We start from the raw sequence: 25,112 nt of genomic DNA, 5'->3' as shown, positions 1-25,112 counted from the left end.
AAAATGCGATTTGTAACAGATATTCTTTACAAGCTTCTTGTAAACGAATTAAATTCCAATTTCAAAATTAATCATATACTGAGGGCCTACAGGATAGTTACCTATATCAATACCAAAGTTGGTATCTGCACCACCACCAACACCGGGGTCAATACCGCTATAGTTTGTATATGTCCATATATTGTTGGCAGAAAGACCAATTTTAAGTTTAGTCAAGCCTAATTTATCGGTAAGGTCTCCTCTAAAATCATAAGAAAAAGAAAGTCTTTGCAATCTAAGATAGCTGCCATCTTCTACATACCAGGAGTTACCCACACCGTTAGTACTAAAATTAGAAGCACTTTCCCATCTTGGTACTTGAGCGTTGTTTCCTAATTCTGGAGTCCAAGAATTAAAAGCAGCGGGTCCTTTTGCAGAACCTTCAAATACGCCATAAAAATCAGTATACCATTTAGTTTGGTTCCAGATTTCATTACCAATTGATGTGTACCAGTAGGTTTCGAACTCTAGTTTTTTGTATTTAAAGTTAAGTGTTAAACCACCAGCAAAATCAGGTACAGGACTACCAAGGAATTTACGGTCATCTGCAGTTATTCTTCCATCGCCATTTACATCTTCATATTTAAAACGCCCCAAACCTTGACCAGCTTGTGCATCTATTGGATCTCCATTATCATCTAAAGCAACGGTAGTTTCACCAGCTTGATTTAAAACAGGAACACCGGCATCATCACGCACAACATCTACACTTGCATCCAGTTCAGCTTGACTATTAAAATAACCGGTTACATTGTATCCATAAAAAGAAGAAAGTGAATGACCTACTGCATTTCTTGTAGCTACGATATCTCTAACAGAAGGACCGTCAAAAAAGTCAAGACCTGGAGCCAGTGCTTCTATTTTATTGGTAAGGAAAGCAGCGGTTACTCGTGCTTCAAAAGAGAAATCCTCAGTAAAGTTACCTCTACCTATTATTTCAAAATCAACACCTTTGTTAGACATTGAAGCAATGTTTACTGAAGGAGCAGATGCATAGTTTCCAGTAACGCCTGGTAAAGGTAATTGGTAAAGAAGATCTTCTGTGTCTTTCTGCCACCAATCAAAAATAAATTCTAGTTTATTATTAAAGAAACTTGCGTCAAAACCTATATTCAACGTAGTACTTGTCTCCCATTTGGCATCAGGGTTTCCAATACGGCTTGCTGCAAAACCTTCACTGGTACCAGAGGATTGACCTAATGTCTGATAAAATGTATTTCCTCTGTCAGATGCATAAAGTGAATATTGGTTATTTGGGTCTACGTTGTTAGAGTTACCCATTTGCCCCCAACCAGCACGAAATTTTAAGTCGCTAACAACATCTTGATCCTGCATAAAAGATTCAGCAATTACACGCCATGCTCCAGACACCGCAGGAAACACACCATAACGATTGTTTTCTCCAAAACGAGATGATCCATCACGACGTAGAACACCTGTAATGTAATACTTATCGTTAAAACTGTAATCTAACTTACCAAACAAAGAATAAAAGTTCACCCCTTTAAATTGGCTGCTATTAACAACAGGACTTTGAACTACACTTAAACTTTGAAAATCAAGATCTGTAGAAAACGGATTAATACCAGAACCATTTATAGATCTTCCTACACCAGTATTCAATGCTTCTATACCAGCTAAAGCTTTTACGCGGTGCTTGCCAAACAATTTGTCATAACTAGCAGTGTTGGTAAAAGTCCAATTAAAGAAGTAGTTGCTACCTTCACTGTAACCATTACTTGCTTGTGGTTCAGAATCTCCTAAATACTTGTAGGAATAGGAATTATAATGAGAATTAGAATAGGTTCCTCCAAGACTTGATCTAATAGTTAAACCATCAACAGGTTTTAAGAGAACATATATGTTTCCTGTTCCTCCAACAGCATAAGCCTTATCATCTCCGTTATCATTTTTTAAAACGCGAACAGGGTTACGAGCGTTACCAAAACCAGCAGCTTTGGTACTAGCGAAACTGCCAAACTCATCATATACTGGAATAATAGAAGGCATACGTATTGCAGACAGAATAACAGATTCTGAATTTGCTCCTCCGATACCCCCGTTACCTCCGAATCCTCCTGTTACAGAACGATAAGTGGCTTGGAAATTTTCACCAATACTCAACCAAGGAGCTATGTCCCATTCTGAGTTAAAACGAGCTGTGTAACGTACAAATTCGTTTTCAAGTAAAATACCTGATTGGTTTTGTCCGGAGATACCAGAATAAAATCTACCATTGTCAGTTCCACCATCAAAGCCTACAGAAAACCTGCTAATAGGAGCAATTCTAGTAATTTCCTTATACCAATTAGTACCTGCAAGGTTTGGCTTTATTAAAAACGTGTTATCAGGATCATTCTCATAGTTAGATTGTATCTGGGCAAGATTCACCTTACTAGCAGATGCTCCGCTCACTCCGTCTGCATATAAATAGTCAGGGAGAGTGGCAATAGCATTTGAGCCATATTGTGGATGCCTGTAGTCAACAGGGTCACCACTCACAGCTGCATCATTTTCATACGCTATGTGGGTATACCTTGCTTGATCTTGAGGACTTAATATTTCTAGTGCTCCGCCAACATTAGGGTCGGTAACACCACTAGATATATTTACTGTCATTTCAGTTTTGCGCTTTCCTCTTTTACCTTGCTTTGTAGTGTATACTACAACACCGTTAGCAGCTCTTGCTCCATATATAGAAGCAGCGGCAGCATCTTTTAAGACCGTTGTGGTCTCAATATCATCCGGGTTTAAGAATTCTGTGTTTGATACAGGTAGTCCATCAACCACGTATAAAGGCTCGTTACCTCCAAAAGCACCAAAACCACGAATTCTAATTTGGCTCGTAGTTCCTATTGACCATTAGTGATAACGGTTACACCGGCAACTCTACCTTGTAATTGTTGTTCTACGTTACCAGAAGGAATTGCAGCCAGTTCTTCTGCTTTTACGATAGAAACTGCAGCTGTAGTTTCTCGTTTGGTTTCCGTTTGGTAACCAGTTACGATAACTTCGTCTAGCGCAGCTGCATCATCAGCCAATGTAATGTTGATAGTAGATTGTCCGTCAACGGCAACCTCTTTTGTAACGAAACCTAGGTAACTTATAACTAGGATAGCATCATCTTCTACTTCTAATGTAAAATTACCATCAAAATCTGTTTGAGTTCCGTTGGTGGTTCCTTTGACCACAACATTTGCTCCAGGCAGTGGAATACCACCACTGTCTAAAACTATTCCAGATACAGTAGTTTGAAAAATGTCCTTAACCTCAATTTTAAGGTCTGAACTTGAATTTGCAAAGGCGGTTTGTGGCCCAGCGCAAATCATCATTGAAAAAAGCCCAATGCCTAGAGTAGAAATTTTACTCTTGGACCTTAACGATTTGTAATCGCGTTTTTGGTTCATAGTGTGAGTGTTGTTTGTTAGTTTATTAATATGAAATCCCCAATAATTGTAGAAACTGTTAAGGAAATCAAAAATAAAAGTAACGATAATATAATTATGGAAAAAAAAGTAAGGTATTTTTTTTGATATGATATTAGTAGAATTCAGAACGGAATATCACCGAGTTTAACATGAAGCACTATTTTTAAGTTTTTCTTAAGGTTGACAGCCTGATGATTACAAAGGTTCAACTCTTTTGTAGAATTTTGTATACCTAGTCGTAAAAGTTGAAAACTTTATAAAAATTTCAAAATTAAAACTAACAAAATCAAACAAAAAGTATCGATTAAGTGTTATTTATACTTTGAAACATCGTAGAACTACAACGTTTTCGGCAAGGTTTTTTGTGAAAAATAGATAAATCTGCCCACCATCTTTAATTTTCATCTTCTTTCTTATGGTAGCTACGCTCTCTGGAAAGTTCCGGGTAGTAACATTGGCATTTTTGATTCCTGCCTTTTTGAGAGAAGCTTTGTTGTAGGGGAGTATACTTTCAATTTTAAACCTTCGTCCAGGAAAGTTTATGAGATGGTTTGAGGTGTATAAATGAGTGTTTACGTGCAGTTTTTTCAATTGGAGCGCCTTGCCTAAAATTTTGAACGCTCCGGATTTCAAAACAGCTGCATTAGGTTCGTAGAGATAGGTGAGTGGTTCTGAAAATTGAGAAACAGCCTCTTTTTCAGATTCTAATTTAAAATCAAAGACCTGATCTTGTTGTGAGGTTTTGTTTATTGTTTTAATGGCGATGCTTCCGGTGTAATCTCTTTGTAAAATATATAGCACTTCTTTCACGTCATTATTTATGGCCACAACATGAATTTCCTTTATATATTTTAACTCATTTATTCCAGCGGTAATATCCAAAAGTGGAGCCGTTTTTATGAGTATATTTTTAGATTTAGAAAAAAGAAGGACCAGATTTTCTACCACATTTGGTAAGCAATCTGATAAGAAAAAAACACGTTGTTTTAAATTGTCTCGTCTGGAAGGGTCAATATAAATCCAATCAAATTCCGATTTGGAATTTTTGATAAAATCCAATCCGTTTTCTGCATGAGTATTCACATTGTCAACACCAGAATTTTGAAATTATGAGCCGCAATTTCAGAAAGATTCTGGTCTAATTCGCAGTGGTGAACTTGGTCTATTTTCTGGCTAAAAAAGTAGCTATCTACACCTAGTCCTCCGGTGACATCTACAAGTGATTTCCCGCTAACTAATTCGGCTTTATATTGAGCTGTGATTTCGGAAGAGGTTTGTTCAATATTTAACTTGTTGGGGTAGTAGATGTTTGATGATGCGAACCAAGTAGGAAGTTTTTTTTCGCACTTTTTACGAGCTTCTAACTGCTCGGTAAGTTCGCGGTTGGAAATTTCCTCAAAAATAGGTTTTTTTAGTAATACTGACATGATGTCAGTATTCAAATTTTTTGACATAAAATTCTGTACACCAGTATGTAGTATATTTTTATTCAAACTAAAACTATAAACTTTTTGTGAGCGACTTAACAAGCTTGTTTTCGGATAAAAACTCCTTTAAAATCACCTTAATTGCTGTATATCCGGGTACGGCAACGACCATTCCTACTACACCAAAGAGTAAGCCGGCAATGATAATAATTAGAAAAATTTCTAACGGATGAGACTTCACGCTATTTGAAAAAATAAGGGGTTGAGAAAAGAAATTATCTATTAATTGTCCAACGGCTAATCCTATTAAAACGTACCCTGCTTTTGGTAAAATAACGGTGCTAAAATCCATCCCTAAATTACTGGTCATTGTGAGTACCACCATGATCACCGCGCCAATGATCGGACCTATATATGGAATGATGTTAAACAGTGCACATAAGAAGGCAATTACTATAGCATTTTCAATGCCAACAATGAACAGTGTTATGGTGTAAATTACGAACAGAATAAAAATTTGAAGAAGCAGTCCAACAAAATATCTGGATAGTAAATTATTGATTTTATCAATAGAATGTACGGTTCTTTTTTCGCTGTCACTACTTACAAAAGCTAAGATGCCACTTTGTAAAAGATTGCTATCCTTTAAAAAGAAAAAGGAGATGAATAAGACAGAAAATAGGCCAATACTAGCTGTGCTAAGTACATCTAAAAACGAGTTAAGAAAATTTGGTATAAATCCTATATTCAGGCTATCTACAATGGTCTTTTCAAAATCGGTTTCTTCAATAATTTCATCCACTACATTAGGGGCTGTGCCTATAAAACTAACAATTTGATCATGTAAGGAGTCCAGGTTAAGCTTCAGTTGGTCTATATCCAGTAAAGAAAGGTTTTTACCTTGTTCAGTTAATAAGGGTACAAATAGAGCTATAATCCCAGCTAAAACACTTACCATCAGTACCATTGTAATTATAACTGCCAAGGTGTTTGGTAGTTTTAATTTGCGTCTTAGGAAAAAGACAACAGGCCTTCCTATGAGTGCTGTTACTGCTGCTATTGCTAAATATGCTATAACGGACTGAATCATCCATAGAAAATAAAGCAAGAGAACAATACCAAGTATAATCCCCACTGAGCGTAAAATTCCTTGACTAATCGTTTTTGCGTTCATTATTAGCTTAATTTTTGGTTTTAGGTTAGTTTTTAAAGGCATAAACCATAATGTTGGTGCCCATTTGCAACGCCTTGGTTCTTATTTCTTTAGGGTCATTGTGTACTGATGGGTCTTCCCAGCCATCGCCTAGGTCACTTTCTGTTGTAAATAACAGAATAAGTCTATTTTCATGAAAAAGACCCAAGGCCTGAGGACGTTTGCCATCATGTTCATGAATTTTGGGTACACCTTCTGGAAATTTGAAAACCACTTTAAAAATAGGGTGGTCGCTTCCTAGTTCTTCTAAAGTATTATTAGGGAAAGCCTTTTCTAGTGTTTTTTTTAGGTAAGGAGCCATACCGTAGTTATCGTCAATGTGTAAAAATCCGCCAGAAAAGAGGTAGGTTCTTAGATTTTCTGCTTCCTCGTCAGAAAAAACTACGTTGCCATGACCGGTCATATGTAGAAAAGGATATTGAAAAATAGTACTACTGCCTACTTCTACAGTTTGTGGCTTTTCGTTTATTTCAGTACCTGCGTTTTCATTACAAAACTTAATGAGGTTAGGTAGAGCAGTAGGGTTGGCGTACCAATCTCCTCCGCCATTATATTTTAAAATGGCTACTTCTTGCGCCTGTAGTTGTGCTGTAACCATGTTAAAATTGTTAAGCAATACGTAAGTTGTTTCATCTGTGCGCGAACTAAATAATAATAACTCAAATGTATGAATTATGGTGGGGAAACGAATTGCTCTTGTTTGTATTGTTTTAATTGGTGGTGTAACTATGGCTTTCAAAATTGATTTTAAGTTGAAAAAAGAAAAAACACCAACAGCTTCTGAGGATAACGCGCCTATTGTGGTTTTAGAGCTTTTTACTTCACAAGGTTGTTCTAGTTGTCCGCCAGCTGACGCATTGCTTCAGCAGGCAAAAGATGATTACAGAAATTCGGTCTATGCCTTGTCTTATCATGTAGATTACTGGAATTATATAGGTTGGAAAGACCCATTTAGCAATCCTGTGTATGCAGAAAAACAACGCAAGTATAACATCAAATTTAAAAATAGAAGTAATTATACACCTCAGGTAGTCGTAAACGGCAAAGCCCATTTTGTAGGGTCTAGTGCTGTTAAAATGAAAGCAGCAATAGTGGAATACGGGGCTATTAAAGCAGAGAATAGGATAACCCTAAGTAATGTGAAGGTGGAAAAGGAATCTGTATTCTTTAATTATAAGCTTAACGGCGCTATTGCAAAAAAAAATTTCCGAGCTGTATTGGTTCTGGATTAGCGGATTACAGAGGTGAAACGAGGAGAGAACAGAAACAAAACGTTAACAAACAGCAATATTGTGGTTGCGGAAAAGAGAATTGCAATCAAAGGTTTGGAGGGAATATCTTCTATGAAAATACCTACTGAAGTTAAAAAAGATGAAAAACTAAATCTTATTATTTTGATGGAAACTGAAGCGTATGATATCACCGCGGCCACTAAAACAAAACTCCTTAGATAGCTAATTACAATACTACCCGTTGTTAATCATATTTACGGTTGTACAGGCTACTATTGCTGCTGTTTCAGTACGAAGACGGTATTCGCCTAAAGAAACAGGTAGAAAGCCTTTCTCGTAAGCGTTACTGATTTCATTTTGTGAAAAATCACCTTCTGGACCAATCAGAATGGTAATATCTTTATCAGGTGCTACTCTTCGTTTTAAATCTACTTTCTCTTCCTCTTCACAATGTGCGATGAATAAAAGTCCGTTTTGTTCCTGTTCCATAAAGTCCTTAAAAGAAATGGCATCATTAAGTCTGGGCAAGTAGGTACGCAAGCTTTGTTTCATAGCAGATTGAATCACCTTTTCCAATCGTTCTTTTTTTATTACTTTTCTTTCTGATCTATCGCAAAATATAGGAGTAATCTCATTCACGCCTATTTCTGTGGCTTTTTCTAGAAACCATTCAAACCTGTCATTATTTTTGGTTGGCGCCACTACAATGTGCAACCAATGGGCTTTTGCATGTTTTTTCTTGGTGGAGACAATCTGGGCTTTGCATCTCTTTTGATCTGGGAGTAAAATTTCAGATTCAAAAATATAGCCTTTTCCGTTTGTAATATGCAGTATATCACCCTCCTTTTTACGCAGTACTTTTACAATATGTCTGCTTTCTTCTTGGGAGAAGGTAAATTGAGAAATACTCTTGTCTAAATCCGGATTATAAAATAGTTGCATAGGGTAAAGTTTTAAACAATTTTGAACGGTAGAAATTTACAAAAGAATCAGGGATTTAAATTCCAACATCCATTTATTTGGAAGATACAACGTAACGAGGCTTGGCGGAAACGTCTTGTTTTGCAAATTTGTTTTGTTGGTATTTAAGGAGGCCAACAATACCGATCATAGCCGCATTATCTGTACAGTATTCAAATTTTGGAATAAAAGTTTTCCAACCTCTATTTTTTTCGGCAATTTTAAGTGCATTTCTAATGCCTGAATTAGCACTTACACCACCACCAATAGCTATTTGAGTAATTCCGGTCTGTTCAACTGCTTTTTTAAGTTTGTCCATCAAAATATTGATGATTGTTTTTTGGATGGATGCGCAGATGTCTTTTAGGTTTTCTTTAACAAAATCAGGATTCTTCGCGGTTTCCCTTTGCACAAAGTATAAAATGCTTGTTTTTAAACCACTAAAGCTAAAGTTTAGTCCATCAACCTTTGGTTTAGGAAAAAGAAAGGCTTTGGGGTTTCCTTCTTGTGCGTATTTATCTACCAATGGGCCGCCATGTAGGGCAGTCCTAAAATTTTGGCGCTTTTATCATATGCTTCGCCCACAGCGTCATCTAGGGTTTCACCTAATATTTCCATGTCAAAATAATCTCTGACCAATACAATTTGCGTGTGACCACCGCTTATGGTCATTGCTAAAAAAGGAAACTCCGGAGTACCATCTGGTTGCCCTTCAATAAAGTGGGCCAAGATGTGCGCTTGCATATGATTTACCTCAATTAGAGGGGGACGTTAAGACCCAACGAAAGTGACTTTGCGAACGAGGTTCCAACAAGAAGTGAACCCATCAATCCAGGACCGCGTGTAAAAGCTATGGCAGATACTAGTTTTTTGTCGATATTTGCTTTATCCAAAGCTTGGTGTACTACAGGAACAATGTTTTGTTGGTGAGCCCGTGAGGCAAGTTCAGGTACAACACCCCCATATTCCTCGTGAATTTTTTGTGTGGCCGTTACATTACTGAGCACTTTTTTATTGCTTAAAATAGCAGCAGAAGTGTCGTCGCAAGAAGATTCTATAGCAAGAATATAAATAGTTTCGTTTTTCACCGAGTTTGGAATAAAAATTGACATCGCAAAGGTAAAACATAAAGACCTATCAAAAAACTTAGAAAAATACTGATTAGAACCATGATGGTACTCGTGCTGATCTGTATTTTAGGTACGGTCATCCTTTCGTTGCCATTCGTTCAGACCAGTTTTGCTAAGTATGCTACTGACACGACGATCAATAAGGATTTTGGCACAAATATTAATATAGATAAACTTCGTATTTCCTTAATTACTTGGGATACTAATCTTGAAGGTATTTATATTGAGGATTACCAAAAGGATACTATTTTCTACGTAAACAAGCTTACTACCTCTATTCTAAGTGTTCGTAATCTAAGTAAGGGTAAACTGGAATTTGGCGATATTAAAATTGATGAACTTGATTTTAAACTAAAAACCTATTTAGACAATAGGAACACGAATCTTGAGGTTTTCATTGATAAATTTGATGATGGAAAACCTCGGAAACCTATAGTACGGACCCTTTCTTTTTCTCGTCTTCTGATGTCCAAATTTCTAATAGTAATTTCCGATTAATTGATGAAAATTTCGAAAATGAACTTTTGTTGGATTTTGAAGAGCTAAATATTGGAGCTACGGATTTCCAAATCTTAGGTCCACAAGTATCGGCCAAGATAAATTCTATGGCTTTTAATAGTCAGCGGGGCATCAATGTAAAGCAGATGGCTACGGACTTTAAGTATACCAAGCAGCAGATGCGTTTTGACTCGTTGCGAATAAAGACCGAAGGCTCTAAGTTAAAAGGGGATTTGGTTTTTGATTATGAACGAAAAGATTTTGCTGACTTTTTAAATAAAGTGAATTTAAAAGCGGAGTTCGTAGAGTCAGAGGTTGCTTTTGATGAAATCAACCTACTTTATGACCAGTTCGGGAAAGGAAAGACGGTTAATTTTTCATCCAAAGTAAGTGGTGTTTTAAATGATTTAAATGCCGATGAACTTTTTCTACAGTCCGATAACACGGGAATAAGAGGAGACTTCAATTTTAAAAACCTTTTTGTTCGGAAGAAGCCCTTTGTTATGCATGCCGATATGAAAAACGTAACCTCTAGTTACTATGAGTTACGCTCGTTAATGCCTAATATTTTGGGTAAATCCCTGCCTTCTTCATTTCAAAAATTAGGGCAATTTACCATTCGTGGTAATACGGTTATTACGGAGAATTCTATAGATGCCAAGGTAAACTTGAATACTGCAATTGGTAGTAGTTATGCAGATTTGACGCTTTCGGACATCAATAATATAGATAATGCAAAGTACAAAGGTTTTGTGTCTCTAATAGATTTTGATTTAGGAGATTTTACTGAGAACAATAGACTAGGTAAGACCTCTTTGGATTTTAATGTAGAAGGAAAAGGATTTGTTCAAGAGACTTTAAATACGGAGGTTATTGGAGAGGTGTACTCCATAGAATTCAATAATTATGAGTACAATGACCTAAAGGTCTCGGGAATATTAAAAGAACAGTTGTTTGATGGTACGCTGTTGAGCAATGATGAAAATGTTAAGTTTAGTTTTAAAGGACTTGCAGATTTTGGAGAGGACCGTAATGATTTCAATTTTATTGCTTCCGTAGACTATGCAGATTTAAATAAGTTGAACTTTATTAAAGACAGCATTTCCATTTTTAAGGGGAATGTAAATATGGATGTTACCGGAAACACATTGGATAATCTTGTGGGTGATGTCAAGTTTACAAAGACCATATTTCAGAATAAGAATGACACCTATTATTTTGAAGATTTTAAGGTATCCTCCACTTTTGAGGATAATGGGGTTAGGGTAATAGATATTAACTCTCCGGACATTATTACGGGGTATATGAAAGGCCGCTTTAGGGTTGCTGAACTCGGAAGATTGGTTCAGAACTCTTTGGGTAGTATTTATACCAACTATAGGCCTTTTAATATTTCTGGCGGTCAGACTCTTGCGTTTAATTTTAAGATTTATAATAAGATTGTAGACGTCTTTTTTCCTGAGGTAAAATTTGACCCAAATACCTTTATAAAAGGAAATATAGTAGCCGACGAAGGGGATTTTAAATTAAACTTCAAATCGCCTAGTATAGTTGCATTTGGAAATGAAGCGGATAATATTGATGTTAAAATAGATAATAAAAACCCGTTATTCAATACGTATATTTCGGTTGGTGATCTCTCTACAAATTATTATGATGTAAAGGATTTTAACCTAATAAACACGACCCTAAAAGATACCTTATTCTTTAGAACGGAATTTAAAGGAGGAAGTGATTTAAATGATAGTTACAACCTAAACTTCTACCATACATTTAATAAAGACAACAAATCGGTAATAGGTTTGAAAACGTCCGATATAAACTTTAAGGGGAACAAATGGGTTCTTAATAAAGATGGGGATAACAAGAATAAAGTTGTCATTAATCGTACACTGGATAGTATTGATATTCGGGAGATTGTAATGAACAACAGCGCTCAGGAGCAGATAAGGCTAAAAGGGCAATTGGCAGATTCTACATATAAAGATTTACAACTTGAGTTTAAGATTGTTTCGCTTAATAAAATAACACCGGCAATAGATAGCCTTAGGTTACAAGGCGAGGTGAACGGTACGCTTAATATTCTCCAGAAAGACAATATTTATTTACCGTCCTCTAATCTTGCGGTAGATGACTTCTCTATTAATGACATGCGTTTGGGAGACTTAACGGTGGGTATTGTGGGTAATAAAGATTTGACGGAGTTTGCCGTAAATTCCCAAATTACTGACAAAGGTATTGAAAAGCTAAGCGTTGTTGGAAACATAAATAATAAGGAGGATATGCCCAAGGCTGACCTGTTGGTTAGTTTAGATAAGTTTAATTTAGAGCCATTTGCTCCTTTAGGGGAGAATATTATTAGTAATATACGTGGTTTTGTTAGTGGTAATGCACGGATTCAAGGTTCGGTAGATAACCCGGATTTTAGCGGTGTTTTAACTTTGGATAAAGCGGGATTGGGTGTGCCATATTTGAATGTAGATTATAATTTTGCTGCCAATTCTAGGGTGAACCTTAGTAAACAAACTTTTGATTTTGATCAGATTAAAGTTACTGATGTAGCCAAGAATACAAAGGCAGTTTTAGATGGTACCATTAGTCATTCCTTCTTTCATAATTGGCTTCTTGATTTGAATGTTGATACAAAAGACAATGGTTTTCTAATCTTAAATACTGATTTTGAAGAAGAGGTTCTTTATTATGGAACTGGTTATTTAGATGGAAAAGGAAGGATTTTTGGGCCTACAAAAGCATTGAACATTAAGGTAGAAGGAAAAACAGCTAAGGGAACCTCTTTGAAGATTCCGTTAAGCGATGTGGCTTCCATAGGAGATTATTCTTTTATCAATTTTGTTGAAAAGAATGAGCTAAACCATGTAGAAGAGGAGCGTGTTCTAGATGGGTTCCAAGGTGTAGAGCTTACTTTTGATTTAGATGTTACCCCAGATGCAGAAGTAGAGATTGTAACGGATACCAAGACAGGAAGTTCTTTAAGGGGTAGTGGAGTAGGGATTTTATTGATTCGTATAAATACCCGTGGTGCTTTTGAAATGTATGGTGATTTTGTTGTTGTGGAAGGTCAATACAATTACAAGTTTGGTGGGGTTATCAATAAAACTTTTCAGGTAAAACCTGGGGAACCATTGTTTGGGATCGTGAACCTCTAAAAGCTACGTTAGATCTTGAAGCGGTGTATGCTTTAAATGCAAACCCGGCTCCACTGTTGGATAATCCTGGTTATACTAGGCGAATACCTACGGAAGTAGTTATTAAGCTCACTGATGACCTTGAAAGTCCTGATATTGAATTTAATATTGATTTTCCAGGAACCAATTCTATTGTGCAGTCTGAGTTGGAATATCGCCTTCAGGATCCAACTGTAGAAGAACGGAATGCATTATTCTTATTAGCACAGGGTTCGTTTGTAAATGACCAGACAGGTATTGACCAGCAAGCGCTCACGGGTAACTTGTTGCAATCGGCATCGGGATTGTTGAATCAAGTTTTGGGTGAAAATGAAAAGTTTAATCTTGGCCTTTCTTATGAGCAGGGTATTTTAGATAGAAGCGCAGATTATCAAACTGAAAATAGGATAGGGGTAACCGTATCTACACAGATAAGTGATCGTTTACTATTTAACGGTAAAGTGGGGGTTCCGGTTGGAGGAACAACGGAAACAGTTGTTGCCGGTGACTTTGAAATTCAACTGTTGTTAAATGAAGAAGGAACATTAAGTGCAAAGTTTTTCAACAGAGAAAATGAAATACAGGAATATTTAGCAGATAGATTGGGGTATACTCAAGGTGTAGGTATCTCCTATGAAGTAGATTTTAATAGTTTTAGAGAACTTTTTCAGACCATCATGAAAAAGGAGGAGCCAAAGAAAAAACTTCCAGAACCCAACGAAGTCCCAAGTTCGGTAATGGGTAGGGATAGTTTATTAAAGTTCTATCCCAAAGATAAACGGTTAAAGTAAAACCAGTTATAACGGAACTTCTTGAAAAAAACATCTTCAGATAGGGTGGTGAACTTTCTAAAAAGTCTCAAAAATTGACTATAAAAGCACTGTTTTTCAATAAACACCCATTTTATGATATTCTTAATTTTTAGGGTATGTAATGGTAAAATTGTTATAATTAAATATAATTATTAAGAAAATGTGTGCTAAGTTATCATCATGTTAATTTAGACGCCTAACACAGTTGGAATTCAAATAAGTTTGTTAGTTTTGCGACTTAGTTTTTTTTCAATGGCTTCAGAAATAAAAAAAATAGGTGTTTTAACCTCTGGTGGAGATTCCCCCGGCATGAATGCAGCAATACGCTCCGTGGTTAGAACTTGCGCCTACATGAAAGTAGATTGTGTAGGTATCTATAGAGGATACCAAGGCATGATCGAAGGGGATTTTAAGCCAATGGACGCAAGAAGCGTTAACAACATAATTAATAAGGGTGGTACGATTCTTAAATCTGCCCGTTGTGACGACTTTAGAACTCCAGAAGGTAGAAAGAAGGCCTATGAGCAATTGCAAGCAGAAGGTATTGATGCATTTGTTGTAATAGGGGGCGACGGGAGTTTTACCGGTGCCATGATGTTTAATCAAGAATATCACTTTCCAATAATAGGTATTCCATAAGTACAATTGATAACGATATATTTGGTACATCTAATACGGTAGGCTTTGATACGGCCATGAATACGGTAGTAGAAGTAATAGATAAGATTAGAGATACGGCCAGTTCCCATAATCGACTTTTCTTCGTAGAAGTTATGGGTAGAGATGTAGGTCATATTGCTTTGAACGTTGGTGTTGGTGCAGGTGCAGAAGAAATTCTGATTCCAGAGGCCAATCGGGGTCTTGAGCGTTTGCTTGAGTCCTTAAAACGCAGTAAGAAGTCAGGAAAATCTTCCAGTATCGTAGTTGTTGCAGAAGGTGATAAGATAGGAAAGAGTGTCTTTGAACTTAAGGAATATGTAGAAGAACATTTACCTATATATGATGTAAGGGTCTCCGTACTCGGTCACATGCAGCGTGGTGGTGCTCCATCTTGTTATGATAGGGTGTTGGCCAGTAGAATGGGAGTAAAAGCAGTAGAAAGTTTGTTGGAAGGCCAGACCAATTTCATGGTGGGTATTCAGAACAACAAGATTATATTAACTCCTATCAGTAAGGCTATAAAGGGTCATACGAAAATTGATAAGGAGCTTATTAGAGTATCAGAAATAATGACAACATAATTTAATTCAAAACAAAAGAGCATGTCAGATTTAAAAATAGGAATTAACGGATTCGGTCGTATCGGAAGATTAGTCTTCAGAGAAACTGTAAGAAGAGAAGGTGTTGATGTTGTAGCGATCAACGATTTGTTGGATGTTGAGCACTTGGCTTACCTTTTAAAGTATGATTCCGTACATGGAAAATTTGAAGGTACTGTTGATGTAAAAGATGGTCACTTGATCGTTAACGGTAAAACAGTAAGAATTACAGCAGAACGTGATCCTAAAAGTATTAAGTGGGATGCAGTTGGCGCTGAAATAGTTGCTGAATGTACTGGTATTTTCACAACTTTGGAAATGGCACAATACCATATAGATGGTGGTGCTAAAAAAGTTGTTATATCTGCTCCATCTAAAGATGCACCAATGTTTGTAATGGGTGTTAACCATAAAGATGTGAAAGCTTCTAACACTATCGTTTCTAACGCATCTTGTACTACTAACTGTTTAGCTCCAATGGCTAAGGTATTGAACGATAACTTTGGTATTGAAGAGGCATTGATGACTACAGTTCACGCCACTACTGCAACGCAAATGACAGTTGATGGTCCTTCTAGAAAAGACTGGAGAGGTGGTAGAAGTGCAATGTTAAACATTATACCTGCATCTACTGGTGCAGCTAAAGCGGTAACTAAAGTAATTCCTGCATTAGAAGGAAAACTTACAGGTATGGCTTTTAGAGTACCAACTGCAGATGTTTCTGTAGTAGATTTAACTGTTCGTCTTGAAAAAGAAACTTCTTACGAAGAAATCAAAAAAGCGTTCAAAGCGGCTTCTGAAGGCGAGTTGAAAGGTATATTAGGTTATACTGAAGAGGCTCTTGTTTCTCAAGATTTCGTAAGTGATAAACGTACAAGTATTTTTGACGCCGGTGCTGGTATTGAATTGAACTCTAAGTTCTTTAAATTAATTTGCTGGTATGATAACGAAGCTGGTTTTTCTAACAAAATGGTAGATTTAGCTCAGCACGTTGCTAGTTTGTAATTTTTTAAAATATTACTAATTGTAATCCTGAGAGTGGGCAAAATTTTGCTTATTTTCAGGATTATTTTTTTAAACGAACATTATGATTTTAATTGTAGATAGTGGTGCCACCAAATCAGATTGGATTGCCTTGGATGAACAGGGAGACCAGTTGTTTATGACCCAAACCTTAGGTTTGAGTCCAGAAGTATTGACAAGAGAGGTAATTGAAGATAGATTGGCCAATAACTTTGAGCTTTCAAAAAATAGAGAAAAGGTTTCTAGATTGCATTTTTACGGTGCAGGATGCGGTACTGACCGCATGAAAAATTTTTTGAGAGAAATTTTTAAGGAGTTTTTTCCAAATGCAAAAGCAGATGTAAAAGAAGATACCTACGCGGCTATTTTCTCAACTACACAAATTGGCTCTCAAGGTATTGTATGTATTTTGGGTACAGGTTCTAATTGTAGTTATTATGATGGTCATCAGTTGTTCCAGAAAGTAACCTCTTTGGGTTATATTCCTATGGATGATGGTAGTGGTAACTTCTTTGGTAGAAAGTTGATTAGAGACTACTATTTTCATAAAATGCCTCAAGACTTGGGTATTAAGTTTAATAAGGAGTATGATTTAGATGCCGATGTTATAAAAGAGAATTTATACAAGCAGCCTAATCCAAATACTTATCTAGCTACTTTTGCTCGCTTTTTAGTGGAAAATAAAGACCACCCATATTGTAAAGGGGTAATAGATAAAGGGTTTCAACAGTTTGTAAATAATTACATCATGCAGTTTGAGTTGGCTACGAAAGTACCGATCAACTTTGTGGGTAGTATTGCACATTACCTTCGTGAAGAGCTTATTGCTGTGCTAGAACGTAATGATTTAATTGTTGGAGTTATAAGACAGCGTCCTATAGAAGGTTTGATGGAGTTTCATAAGAAGACCATCTAAGTTTACTTCTTTGTAATATTATATAAGCAGGCCTTGATAAAAATCAGGGCCTGCTTTTTTTTGTTAGCGTACAGCAATCATTGAAATCTCTACGTTTACGAATTTTGGCAAATTGGCAACTTCTACAGTTTCTCTAGCAGGAGCTGTTTCACTGTTAAAATATGAACCATAAACCTCGTTTACTTGCGAAAACTGGTTCATGTCGTTCAAAAAAATATTACTTTTTACCACGTGCTCAAAAGTCATATCGGCTGCTGTAAGTATGGCTTTTAAGTTCTCCATAGATTGGCGCGTCTCTTTAGATATGTCACCTTCAACAAGGTTGCCTGTGGCAGGGTCAATAGGTATCTGACCAGAAATGTATAAAGTATCTCCACTTAAAATAGCTTGGTTATAAGGACCTATTGGAGCGGGTGCATTTGGGGTGTTAATTATTTTTTTCATGTTTTATAGTTTTGATGTTAATATAGTAGAATGGAAAAACTAAAATCTGTCTTATGTTACAGCAAATCTCTTTAAGAATATGAACTGGTTAGCTCTTTAGTTTTGACTTCGGTTTTCCCATTTCAAATCACTGAGGATAGAACTTTTTATACCAATAAAGTAATACCATCTGGAGTATTGTCCAAAAGGCGTCCAGTTAAAGTTCATTCTAAAACTTTTTAAATCTCTTTCAAAACGTAACTGTGTAAGAGTGAAACCTTTGTTTTTGAAATCATAACCACTAGACCCTCCCACTTTCCAACGAGGAGACAGTTCTATATCACCGGAGAACATCAAAGAATGACTACTAAATTCGTTCTGTCGGGCGGAGTTAAAATAACTTGCAGAGTAGGCCAGCCGGAAATTCCACGGAATCTTGGTGGCGTAACGAGGGTTTTCAATATCGCCATCTTTTTCTATATCGTCATCTCCACTTCGGCGGTCATCAAAATTATCTGCTCTACCAAAAAGGTCATCATCTCTACCGCCACTTTGTGCTACATAATCGTAAGCGCCAGCCTCGTCTTCTTTTTCTTTATCCCTGTCGTCTTTCCTTCTTCCAAAAGTTTCGCTGTCTATAGAATAACCTATATTAATATTGGCTTGCGTTAACCTAAATAGACTTCCTCCGTTATCAATATTAAACTTTTCTATTCTACTTCCATTATTGTCAATAGCGTAAGGGTCTAAACCTGCTGAAAAGTTGACAGACATTTTATTGTCCAAAATAGTAGTACCTCCATTAATTCTAAGTGGACTTAATTTTAAAGAATCCGATTCAAAATTATACCCAGTAGATATATTGAAGTTACTAAGAATAGGAACTTTTTTGCCTCCGTAGCGGTAGAGTCCTTATCTGTAACCTTGGCTTCCAAAGTGTTTGCTAAAGAAAAGCTTAGGCTATTACTTTTGCCTAAACTAGGTGCTCCGTTCAATGTGCCCTCAAAACGACTGTACTGTATAACTTCACCGGAATCATTGTTCAAGTATTCGTCATAGAATTGGTCAAAGGAAGGGGAGTAGCCGTAACTTAAAGACGGTCTCATGACGTGCCGTATGGCTTGAATTTTCTTGTCTTCTCCAAAGTTGAAAGTACCATAAACGGTAGTTCCGATACTGGCACTCATATTATATTTATTGTATCGGTCAAAACCTGTAATTGTATCTCGCACTACGGAACCTATAGCTCCGTCATCACCTAATTCGTAACGTTGTGTATAGGTTTCCAAAGCCCATACATCCTCATAACTACCACCCATAGTAACGCTAAAGAATTTAGCAACTTTAAAGTTTGTACTAATAGGAATTCTATGTTTGGCTCCAACTAATGCATTGTCGAACATAGCAGCTGTAGCAAAATCTTCGTCGTTGGTTGTTAGTGAGTTACGAGCATTAACATCATATTGAAAATTAATGTTCTGAATCACCCCCTTTTTTATACCGTCTTTTTTAGCAAATGGAAATATACGTTCCATACTAGCCTGAAAAGTTGGTAGCGTCATCTGTATGTTGTCTATAGTAGGGTCTTCCCGTGCCGCGGGACTGGTATTCTGAGAATGACTGGCCGTAAGGCTCATATTTACCGATGGATATGCGGGAAAAGTCTTTGAGTACGATATAGATGAGGATAAGTTGTTGTTTTGCGTAAGCGGTAAGTTTACCTGATTCAATGAGTTCTGGTAGTAGGAACTACTTCCTAAATTTACCGATGCCGAGAATTGCGAATTGGGACTTGCCTTTGTGTCTTGCGAGTGTGAAACTTGAATATTCCAGACCTTACTGTTACTGTAGTCATCAAACCCTTTTTGACTGGTTACCAGGTTCTCATATCTAAAGTTTACATTACCGCGATAACGATAACGTTTGGTGTAAACACTTTGTGTTCTAAAACCATAACTACCGTTGGTATAGAAATCTCCAGTAAGTGTAATATCAGCATAATCCGATAAGGGTACATAATACCCTCCGTTTTGTAAAAAATACCCTCTATCCGGGTCGTTACCAAAAGTAGGCATCATGACCCCTGCGGACCGCCCTACTGTTAATGGAAAATAAGCAAAAGGTAGTGCTATGGGGGTAGGGACATCTGCAATGTAAAGGTTGCTGAATCCGGCAATTACTTTCTTTTTAGGAACGAACTTCGCTTTTCTGATGCGGATGTAATAATCTGGATTTATGGTATCAGAAGAGGTTGTTAGTTTTCCTTCGTGTAGAAAGTAAACGGAGTCGTTCTCTTTTTTTGTGATTTCGGCGTATACCTTCATGGCATCACTACCTAATTGCCCTAAACCAGCTTGTTGTTCGGTTCTGGAGTTCCAAATAAGTGCTTTTTGGCTATCAAAATTAAAACGGATACTATCAGGGCGTATCTCATTATCTCCCTGTTTAAAATATGGTAGCTGGGTGTAATTGCCTAAAGAATCTTTAATTCTACCCGCATAGACCTCATTTTTAATATAATCCATTATAATTATACCGGCCTTTAATTCGGTATCTTGGTAGTATATTTCGGCTTCGTTGTAGAGGTATATTTTTTGATCTTTTTGGCTAAGACGCACGTGGTCTTTAGCCTTATATTTAATTTTATCAAGGAGAAGGGGTTCCTTTCCGTTCTTCTTTTTCAAAGTTGTGGAATCTCCCGCAATACTGTCTTTTTTTGCAGGGTCGGGGAAAAGTGGCGCAATAATTGTGTCCTTTTCTGCTTTAATAGGTAGAGGTATTAAACCGTCTTCTTGAGCAAGTGAGGAGAATGTGCCAACTAATAGCAATACCAGTAAAAGAAAAAAATGTTTATTTGATTGCAAGGCTATATATCCTATTTTTGTAACCGTTTGGCTTTGTTTTCGGAGTTCAAACTTACATATATTTTTCGTTCCCCATACAGGGTGTTACCATAAATTTAACCATTAATGAAGGCTTACAAATACAGTGTGAACATGCGCGTACGACGGTTTCTTTTATTTCCTATTGTTTTTTTAACCCTAATTTTATCTTCTTTCCACAATAATAATACCGAAGATAGTGATGATGATAAGTTTATTGTTGTCCTAGATGCAGGGCATGGCGGGCATGATCCAGGTAATATGGGAAATGGGTATTTAGAGAAGAAAATTGCCCTGAACATTGTTTTGAAAGCAGGAGCCATTCTTGAGAAAAATCCTGACATTAAAGTTATTTATACTCGTAACGATGATACGTTTGTTGATTTATATGAGCGAGGCCAGATAGCTAATAAGGCGAATGCAGATCTTTTTGTTTCTGTGCATTGTGATTCTCATACGTCAAATGCCCATGGTGCAGGAACGTTTGTTTTAGGGCTTCACGCTAACAAGCAGAACTTTGAAATTGCAAAGAAAGAGAACTCCGTAATTTATTTGGAGGATGATTATAAGGCAAAGTATGCTGGTTATGATATCAATTCTCCAGAGTCGGTTATTGGACTTACAATAATGCAAGAAGAGTTCTTGGATCAGAGTATCGCCTTGGCAAAAGCCATTCAAGATAATTTTTCAAATAAATTAAAGCGGACCGATAGAAAGGTAAAGCAGGCCGGATTTATAGTTTTGCACCAAACTATTATGCCTAGTGTATTGGTAGAGACAGGTTTTTTAACCAATAAAGAAGAAGGCGCATATTTAAATTCGAAAAAAGGTCAAAATGATATGGCTACTTCTATTGCAGACGCCATTCTTACCTATAAAAAGAACGTGAGGGCCAATGTTGCAGATTATTCCATAAATACTATTCCTGATGCTCCCGAGCCAGAAGTAGTTAAAAAGGAAGAGCTTGTTACTAAAAAGGAAGCTGTTGCGCCAAAGAAAAAAGTAGTTGCTAAGAAAATAAAGGATGAGCCAATAGTTGCTAAGACAACAGAGATACCTGTGGAAGCAAAAAAGAAAGCGGCAACACAGATAATTGAAGAAGCAAAAGAAAATAGAAAACCAGTTGTTTCTAAAATAGAAGAACCTAAAAGAAGGGATGAGGCTACTGCTCGTAGGGAGGCTAAGTCAAATGTGGTTTATAAAGTTCAAATTATGGCCAGTGCTAAAAATATTCCATTACGCTCTTCTTCTTTTAATGGGTTGGCTAGTGTGGAAAAGGAACCTTTTAAAGGGTTGTATAGATATGTGTATGGCAGCGCAAGTACAGTAGAAGAAGCGAAAATATTAAAATCCAATGCAGATTCAAAAGGATATACTACATCGTACATCGTAGCCTATAGAGATGGTAAACGAATACCTTTTAAAGATAGTCTTAAGTAGGTTTAGTATCAATTAGTAAGTACCTTCCATATTTTATTTCTAATTTTGTTAGAGACCTATGTGTTAAACGCAGTCTCTTATTAACCCAAAATCGATCCTTTTGAAACTATCCAGGAAATAAAAACAGGAATCATTGTAATAGGTGGTATACTGTTGTTCATTTTAGGCTTTAGCTATTTAAAATCATCGCCATTATTTGAAGATGGAAAAACTGTATATGCTGTATATCAAGAAGTTGGAGGTCTTCAGGTAGGTACTCCGGTAACCATAAACGGTTTTGTTGTAGGTAACGTTACGGATGTAAAATTTAAAGACCACAGTGGTAGTCTTTTGGTTTCACTTTTTATAAAAAGTGATTTCAATTTCTCCAAGCATAGTACTGCAGAACTATATGATACAGGTATTATTGGGGGTAAGGGCATACAGGTAAAACCCGTTTTTGATGGTACGCCAATGGCAGTATCTGGTGATACTTTACCTAGTAATATTCAGTTGGGACTTACCCAATTGGTACAAAAACAACTTACGCCATTGCAGAGAAAAGTGGAAGGAGCTGTTACCAATGCAGATAGTTTACTTATGAATGTAAACGAGGTTTTGGATGATAGAGCTAAAAATGATTTAAGGCAAACACTTAGCGGACTTAATAGTACAGTAGCCAGTTTTCAGAAAAGTGCCGATGTTTTAAATAGAATATTAAGTAGTAATGAGAGTAGATTAAATCAATCTTTAGATAATTTTCAAGAGTTGACATCCAATTTCGCCAAGCTATCAGATTCATTAAATAATGCTGGTCTAGGCCGTACACTGGCAAATTTGGAATCTACCATGGGCAATTTGAATACATTAATGGCCAATATTGAAAACGGAAACGGAACACTTGGTAAACTTGTGAAAGATGAAGAGCTATATGATAATCTTAACAATGCCTCTAGAGAGTTAGATCTCTTGTTGCAAGATTTTCGTCTGAATCCTAAACGTTATGTAAATGTATCTGTTTTTGGTAAAAAACAGACGGAATACGAACTTCCCGAAGAAGACCCAGCCAATCCTCAACAACCAGAACAATAAATGGAATACCTCTCAAATATTTTATTTGTAATCGTATTAATAGCCGGAATAGGCTTTTTTGCGCGAAATGTAAAACGTCTGTCTAGGAACATAAAACTAGGTAAAGATGTAGATGTCTCTGATAATACAAGTCAGCGATGGAAGAACATGGCAAAAATTGCCTTAGGCCAAAGTAAAATGGTCGTGCGTCCTATTGCCGGTTTTCTACATATTATTGTATATGTTGGTTTTATCATCATAAACATTGAAGTAGTAGAAATTATTTTAGACGGTATTTTAGGAACGCATCGTCTTTTTGCTCCATTGGGAGTTGTTTACGATGCATTGATAGGTTCTTTTGAAATATTGGCAATATTGGTCATTGTTGCGGTAACCATTTTTTGGGTACGTAGAAATGTCATTCGTATTAAAAGGTTTATGAAACCAGAAATGGCAGGATGGCCAAAAGAAGATGGAAATCTTATCCTGTATATAGAATTGGTATTGATGACTCTATTTTTAACAATGAACGGAGCTGATTATCAATTACAACAAATGGGAGCTGCCCATTATATAGAAGCAGGCTCTTTTCCTGTAAGTCAGTTTATAGCGCCGCTTTTTGAAGGGATGTCAATAAGTTCATTAATTCTTGTAGAAAGAACTGCATGGTGGATACATATTATTGGTATTCTTTGCTTTTTGAATTACCTCTACTATTCTAAACATTTGCATATTCTTTTAGCTTTTCCTAATACGTATTATGGAAAACTGGTTCCTAAAGGACAGTTTAAAAATTCAGATGCAGTAACGGCAGAAGTGAAATTAATGATGGATCCTTCGGCAGATCCGTTTGCAGCTCCTGCAGAAGATGCAGAAGAGCCTGCTAAATTTGGTGCTTCTGATGTTACGGATTTGAGTTGGGTACAACTTTTAAATTCATATACCTGTACAGAGTGTGGTCGTTGTACGGACGAATGTCCTGCAAACCAAACTGGAAAAAAATTATCTCCTAGGAAAATCATGATGGATACTAGGGATAGGCTTACAGAAGTAGGTAAAAATATAGACGCCAATAACGGAACGTTTGTTGATGATGGCAAGCAATTGTTGGATGGCTATATATCTCGTGAAGAATTATGGGCATGTACTACTTGTAATGCATGTGTTGAAGCTTGTCCGGTAAGTATTGATCCACTTTCCATAATTATGGATATGCGTCAATATTTGGTAATGGAGCAGTCTGCTGCACCTACGGATTTGAACAATATGATGGGTAACATAGAGAACAATGGTGCTCCATGGCCTTTCAATCAAATGGACCGCTTAAATTGGGCCAAAGAAGAGTAAGTAGGCTTTTAAGGTTACTTAAATTAATTTATTAGAACTTGAATTTTTTATAATGGCGAACGAATTAAAGGTTCCAACAATGGCAGAACTTTTTGCCGCCGGTCAAAAGCCCGAAGTATTATTTTGGGTAGGCTGCGCAGGAAGTTTTGACGATAGGGCAAAGAAAATAACCAAAGCATTTGTTCAATTACTGAACAGGGCAAACGTATCTTTTGCTGTTTTGGGAACCGAAGAAAGTTGTACCGGAGACCCTGCAAAAAGGTCGGGGAATGAATTTCTTTTTCAAATGCAGGCAGCTACCAATATAGAGGTAATGAATGCCTACGGAATAAATAAAATTGTAACGGCTTGTCCGCATTGTTTTAATACTATAAAGAATGAATATCCTGGACTAGGAGGTCATTATGAAGTAGTTCATCACACGCAATTTTTGAAAACGCTTTTTGATGATAAAAGAATTACATTAGAAGGAGGTCAATTCAAAGGAAAACGTATAACGTACCATGACCCTTGTTATTTAGGAAGAGCAAACAATGTCTACGAAGCTCCACGGGAGTTGATTCGCAAACTGGATGCGGAGCTTATAGAAATGAAAAGCTGTAAGGAAAAGGGATTGTGTTGTGGTGCTGGTGGAGCTCAAATGTTTAAAGAACCGGAAAAAGGTGATAAGGACATTAATATTGAGCGTACCGAACAGGCAATGGAGACCAAACCAGAGATTATTGCAGCGGGATGCCCGTTTTGTAATACGATGATGACGGATGGTGTTAAAAATAAAGAAAAAGAAGGGGCAATAGCCGTAATGGATATAGCCGAACTTATTGCATCGGCAGGAGATTTGTAATGCC

General features: G+C 36.7%; 19 protein-coding genes and 3 pseudogenes. 12 read left to right on the top strand and 10 right to left on the bottom strand.

Annotated elements, in window-relative coordinates; translation table 11 throughout:
- Positions 1 to 48: 48 nt before the first annotated feature.
- The 6 genes from Q5W13_RS23715 to Q5W13_RS23695 all read right to left on the bottom strand — a co-directional run bounded on the left by Q5W13_RS23715 (position 49) and on the right by Q5W13_RS23695 (position 6,705).
- Positions 49 to 2,871 carry a SusC/RagA family TonB-linked outer membrane protein gene (locus tag Q5W13_RS23715; protein WP_304446570.1) on the bottom strand — a complete coding sequence of 941 codons (2,823 nt, stop codon included), beginning with the start codon at positions 2,869 to 2,871 and terminating at the stop codon, positions 49 to 51.
- Between the two features lie 20 nt (positions 2,872 to 2,891).
- Positions 2,892 to 3,446 (bottom strand): carboxypeptidase-like regulatory domain-containing protein, encoded by a 555-nt coding sequence (locus tag Q5W13_RS23710; RefSeq protein WP_304444791.1) that lies wholly within the window; start codon positions 3,444 to 3,446, stop codon positions 2,892 to 2,894.
- 336 nt (positions 3,447 to 3,782) lie between these two features.
- Positions 3,783 to 4,550 carry a THUMP-like domain-containing protein gene (locus Q5W13_RS23705; protein WP_368662369.1) on the bottom strand — a complete coding sequence of 256 codons (768 nt, stop codon included), beginning with the start codon at positions 4,548 to 4,550 and terminating at the stop codon, positions 3,783 to 3,785.
- Complete coding sequence (locus tag Q5W13_RS25605) at positions 4,547 to 4,894, bottom strand: hypothetical protein (protein WP_368662368.1); 348 nt, start codon at positions 4,892 to 4,894, stop codon at positions 4,547 to 4,549. The genes Q5W13_RS23705 and Q5W13_RS25605 overlap by 4 nt, the downstream gene beginning before the upstream one ends.
- A gap of 73 nt (positions 4,895 to 4,967) precedes the next feature.
- Positions 4,968 to 6,068 (bottom strand): AI-2E family transporter, encoded by a 1,101-nt coding sequence (locus Q5W13_RS23700; protein WP_304444790.1) that lies wholly within the window; start codon positions 6,066 to 6,068, stop codon positions 4,968 to 4,970.
- A gap of 25 nt (positions 6,069 to 6,093) precedes the next feature.
- On the bottom strand, positions 6,094 to 6,705 hold the full coding sequence (locus tag Q5W13_RS23695; RefSeq protein WP_304444789.1) for a DUF4159 domain-containing protein: 612 nt from the start codon (positions 6,703 to 6,705) through the stop codon (positions 6,094 to 6,096).
- Between the two features lie 76 nt (positions 6,706 to 6,781).
- On the opposite strand from Q5W13_RS23695, the gene Q5W13_RS23690 reads away from it, so the two are divergent.
- Both Q5W13_RS23690 and Q5W13_RS23685 read left to right on the top strand, forming a co-directional pair.
- Positions 6,782 to 7,339 (top strand): DUF1223 domain-containing protein, encoded by a 558-nt coding sequence (locus tag Q5W13_RS23690; protein ID WP_304444788.1) that lies wholly within the window; start codon positions 6,782 to 6,784, stop codon positions 7,337 to 7,339.
- 60 nt (positions 7,340 to 7,399) lie between these two features.
- Positions 7,400 to 7,561 carry a hypothetical protein gene (locus Q5W13_RS23685; RefSeq protein ID WP_304444787.1) on the top strand — a complete coding sequence of 54 codons (162 nt, stop codon included), beginning with the start codon at positions 7,400 to 7,402 and terminating at the stop codon, positions 7,559 to 7,561.
- 12 nt (positions 7,562 to 7,573) lie between these two features.
- Here Q5W13_RS23685 and Q5W13_RS23680 read toward each other — a convergent pair whose 3' ends face one another.
- Positions 7,574 to 8,281, bottom strand: a complete 708-nt coding sequence (locus Q5W13_RS23680; protein ID WP_304444786.1) for a 16S rRNA (uracil(1498)-N(3))-methyltransferase — start codon at positions 8,279 to 8,281, stop codon at positions 7,574 to 7,576.
- 73 nt (positions 8,282 to 8,354) lie between these two features.
- Positions 8,355 to 9,411: pseudogene (tsaD, locus tag Q5W13_RS23675) on the bottom strand (tRNA (adenosine(37)-N6)-threonylcarbamoyltransferase complex transferase subunit TsaD).
- Between the two features lie 57 nt (positions 9,412 to 9,468).
- Here tsaD and Q5W13_RS25600 point away from each other — a divergent pair.
- From Q5W13_RS25600 to Q5W13_RS23655, 6 genes and pseudogenes are all read left to right on the top strand, one after another.
- A complete protein-coding gene (locus tag Q5W13_RS25600) occupies positions 9,469 to 9,927 on the top strand; it encodes a hypothetical protein (RefSeq protein WP_368662367.1) in 459 nt (152 codons plus the stop codon).
- Positions 9,928 to 9,956: 29 nt separating this feature from the next.
- The gene (locus Q5W13_RS23670) at positions 9,957 to 13,094 is read left to right on the top strand and encodes a translocation/assembly module TamB domain-containing protein (protein WP_368662366.1); all 3,138 of its coding nucleotides are present in this window, start codon (positions 9,957 to 9,959) and stop codon (positions 13,092 to 13,094) included.
- Between the two features lie 23 nt (positions 13,095 to 13,117).
- Positions 13,118 to 13,903, top strand: coding sequence for a translocation/assembly module TamB domain-containing protein (locus Q5W13_RS25595; protein WP_368662365.1), 786 nt, complete (start codon positions 13,118 to 13,120; stop codon positions 13,901 to 13,903).
- A 273-nt stretch (positions 13,904 to 14,176) separates the two neighbouring features.
- Positions 14,177 to 15,165: pseudogene (gene pfkA / locus Q5W13_RS23665) on the top strand (6-phosphofructokinase).
- Positions 15,166 to 15,186: 21 nt separating this feature from the next.
- The gene (gap, locus tag Q5W13_RS23660; RefSeq protein WP_155596869.1) at positions 15,187 to 16,188 is read left to right on the top strand and encodes a type I glyceraldehyde-3-phosphate dehydrogenase; all 1,002 of its coding nucleotides are present in this window, start codon (positions 15,187 to 15,189) and stop codon (positions 16,186 to 16,188) included.
- An 82-nt stretch (positions 16,189 to 16,270) separates the two neighbouring features.
- Positions 16,271 to 17,122 carry an N-acetylglucosamine kinase gene (locus Q5W13_RS23655; RefSeq protein WP_155596868.1) on the top strand — a complete coding sequence of 284 codons (852 nt, stop codon included), beginning with the start codon at positions 16,271 to 16,273 and terminating at the stop codon, positions 17,120 to 17,122.
- A gap of 63 nt (positions 17,123 to 17,185) precedes the next feature.
- Here the strand turns inward: Q5W13_RS23655 and Q5W13_RS23650 are convergent, their stop codons facing one another.
- Both Q5W13_RS23650 and Q5W13_RS23645 read right to left on the bottom strand, forming a co-directional pair.
- Positions 17,186 to 17,566 (bottom strand): RidA family protein, encoded by a 381-nt coding sequence (locus Q5W13_RS23650; protein WP_304444785.1) that lies wholly within the window; start codon positions 17,564 to 17,566, stop codon positions 17,186 to 17,188.
- A gap of 96 nt (positions 17,567 to 17,662) precedes the next feature.
- Positions 17,663 to 20,409 (bottom strand): annotated as a pseudogene (locus Q5W13_RS23645) (putative LPS assembly protein LptD).
- Positions 20,410 to 20,514: 105 nt separating this feature from the next.
- Here Q5W13_RS23645 and Q5W13_RS23640 point away from each other — a divergent pair.
- The 4 genes from Q5W13_RS23640 (at position 20,515) to Q5W13_RS23625 (ending at position 25,108) form a co-directional block, all read left to right on the top strand.
- A complete protein-coding gene (locus Q5W13_RS23640; RefSeq protein ID WP_304444784.1) occupies positions 20,515 to 21,867 on the top strand; it encodes an N-acetylmuramoyl-L-alanine amidase family protein in 1,353 nt (450 codons plus the stop codon).
- Positions 21,868 to 22,020: 153 nt separating this feature from the next.
- Positions 22,021 to 22,938: an MlaD family protein gene (locus tag Q5W13_RS23635; protein WP_304444783.1), complete on the top strand. Its 918-nt coding sequence runs from the start codon at positions 22,021 to 22,023 to the stop codon at positions 22,936 to 22,938.
- Positions 22,939 to 24,264, top strand: coding sequence for a 4Fe-4S dicluster domain-containing protein (locus Q5W13_RS23630; protein ID WP_155596864.1), 1,326 nt, complete (start codon positions 22,939 to 22,941; stop codon positions 24,262 to 24,264).
- Positions 24,265 to 24,316: 52 nt separating this feature from the next.
- A complete protein-coding gene (locus Q5W13_RS23625; RefSeq protein WP_304444782.1) occupies positions 24,317 to 25,108 on the top strand; it encodes a (Fe-S)-binding protein in 792 nt (263 codons plus the stop codon).
- Positions 25,109 to 25,112: the final 4 nt, after the last annotated feature.

This window comes from Zobellia laminariae, from assembly GCF_030553095.1.
Lineage (GTDB): Bacteria > Bacteroidota > Bacteroidia > Flavobacteriales > Flavobacteriaceae > Zobellia > Zobellia laminariae.
The sequence above is the reverse complement of the archived record's forward strand: the minus strand, read 5'-3'. Positions and strand labels throughout refer to the sequence as shown.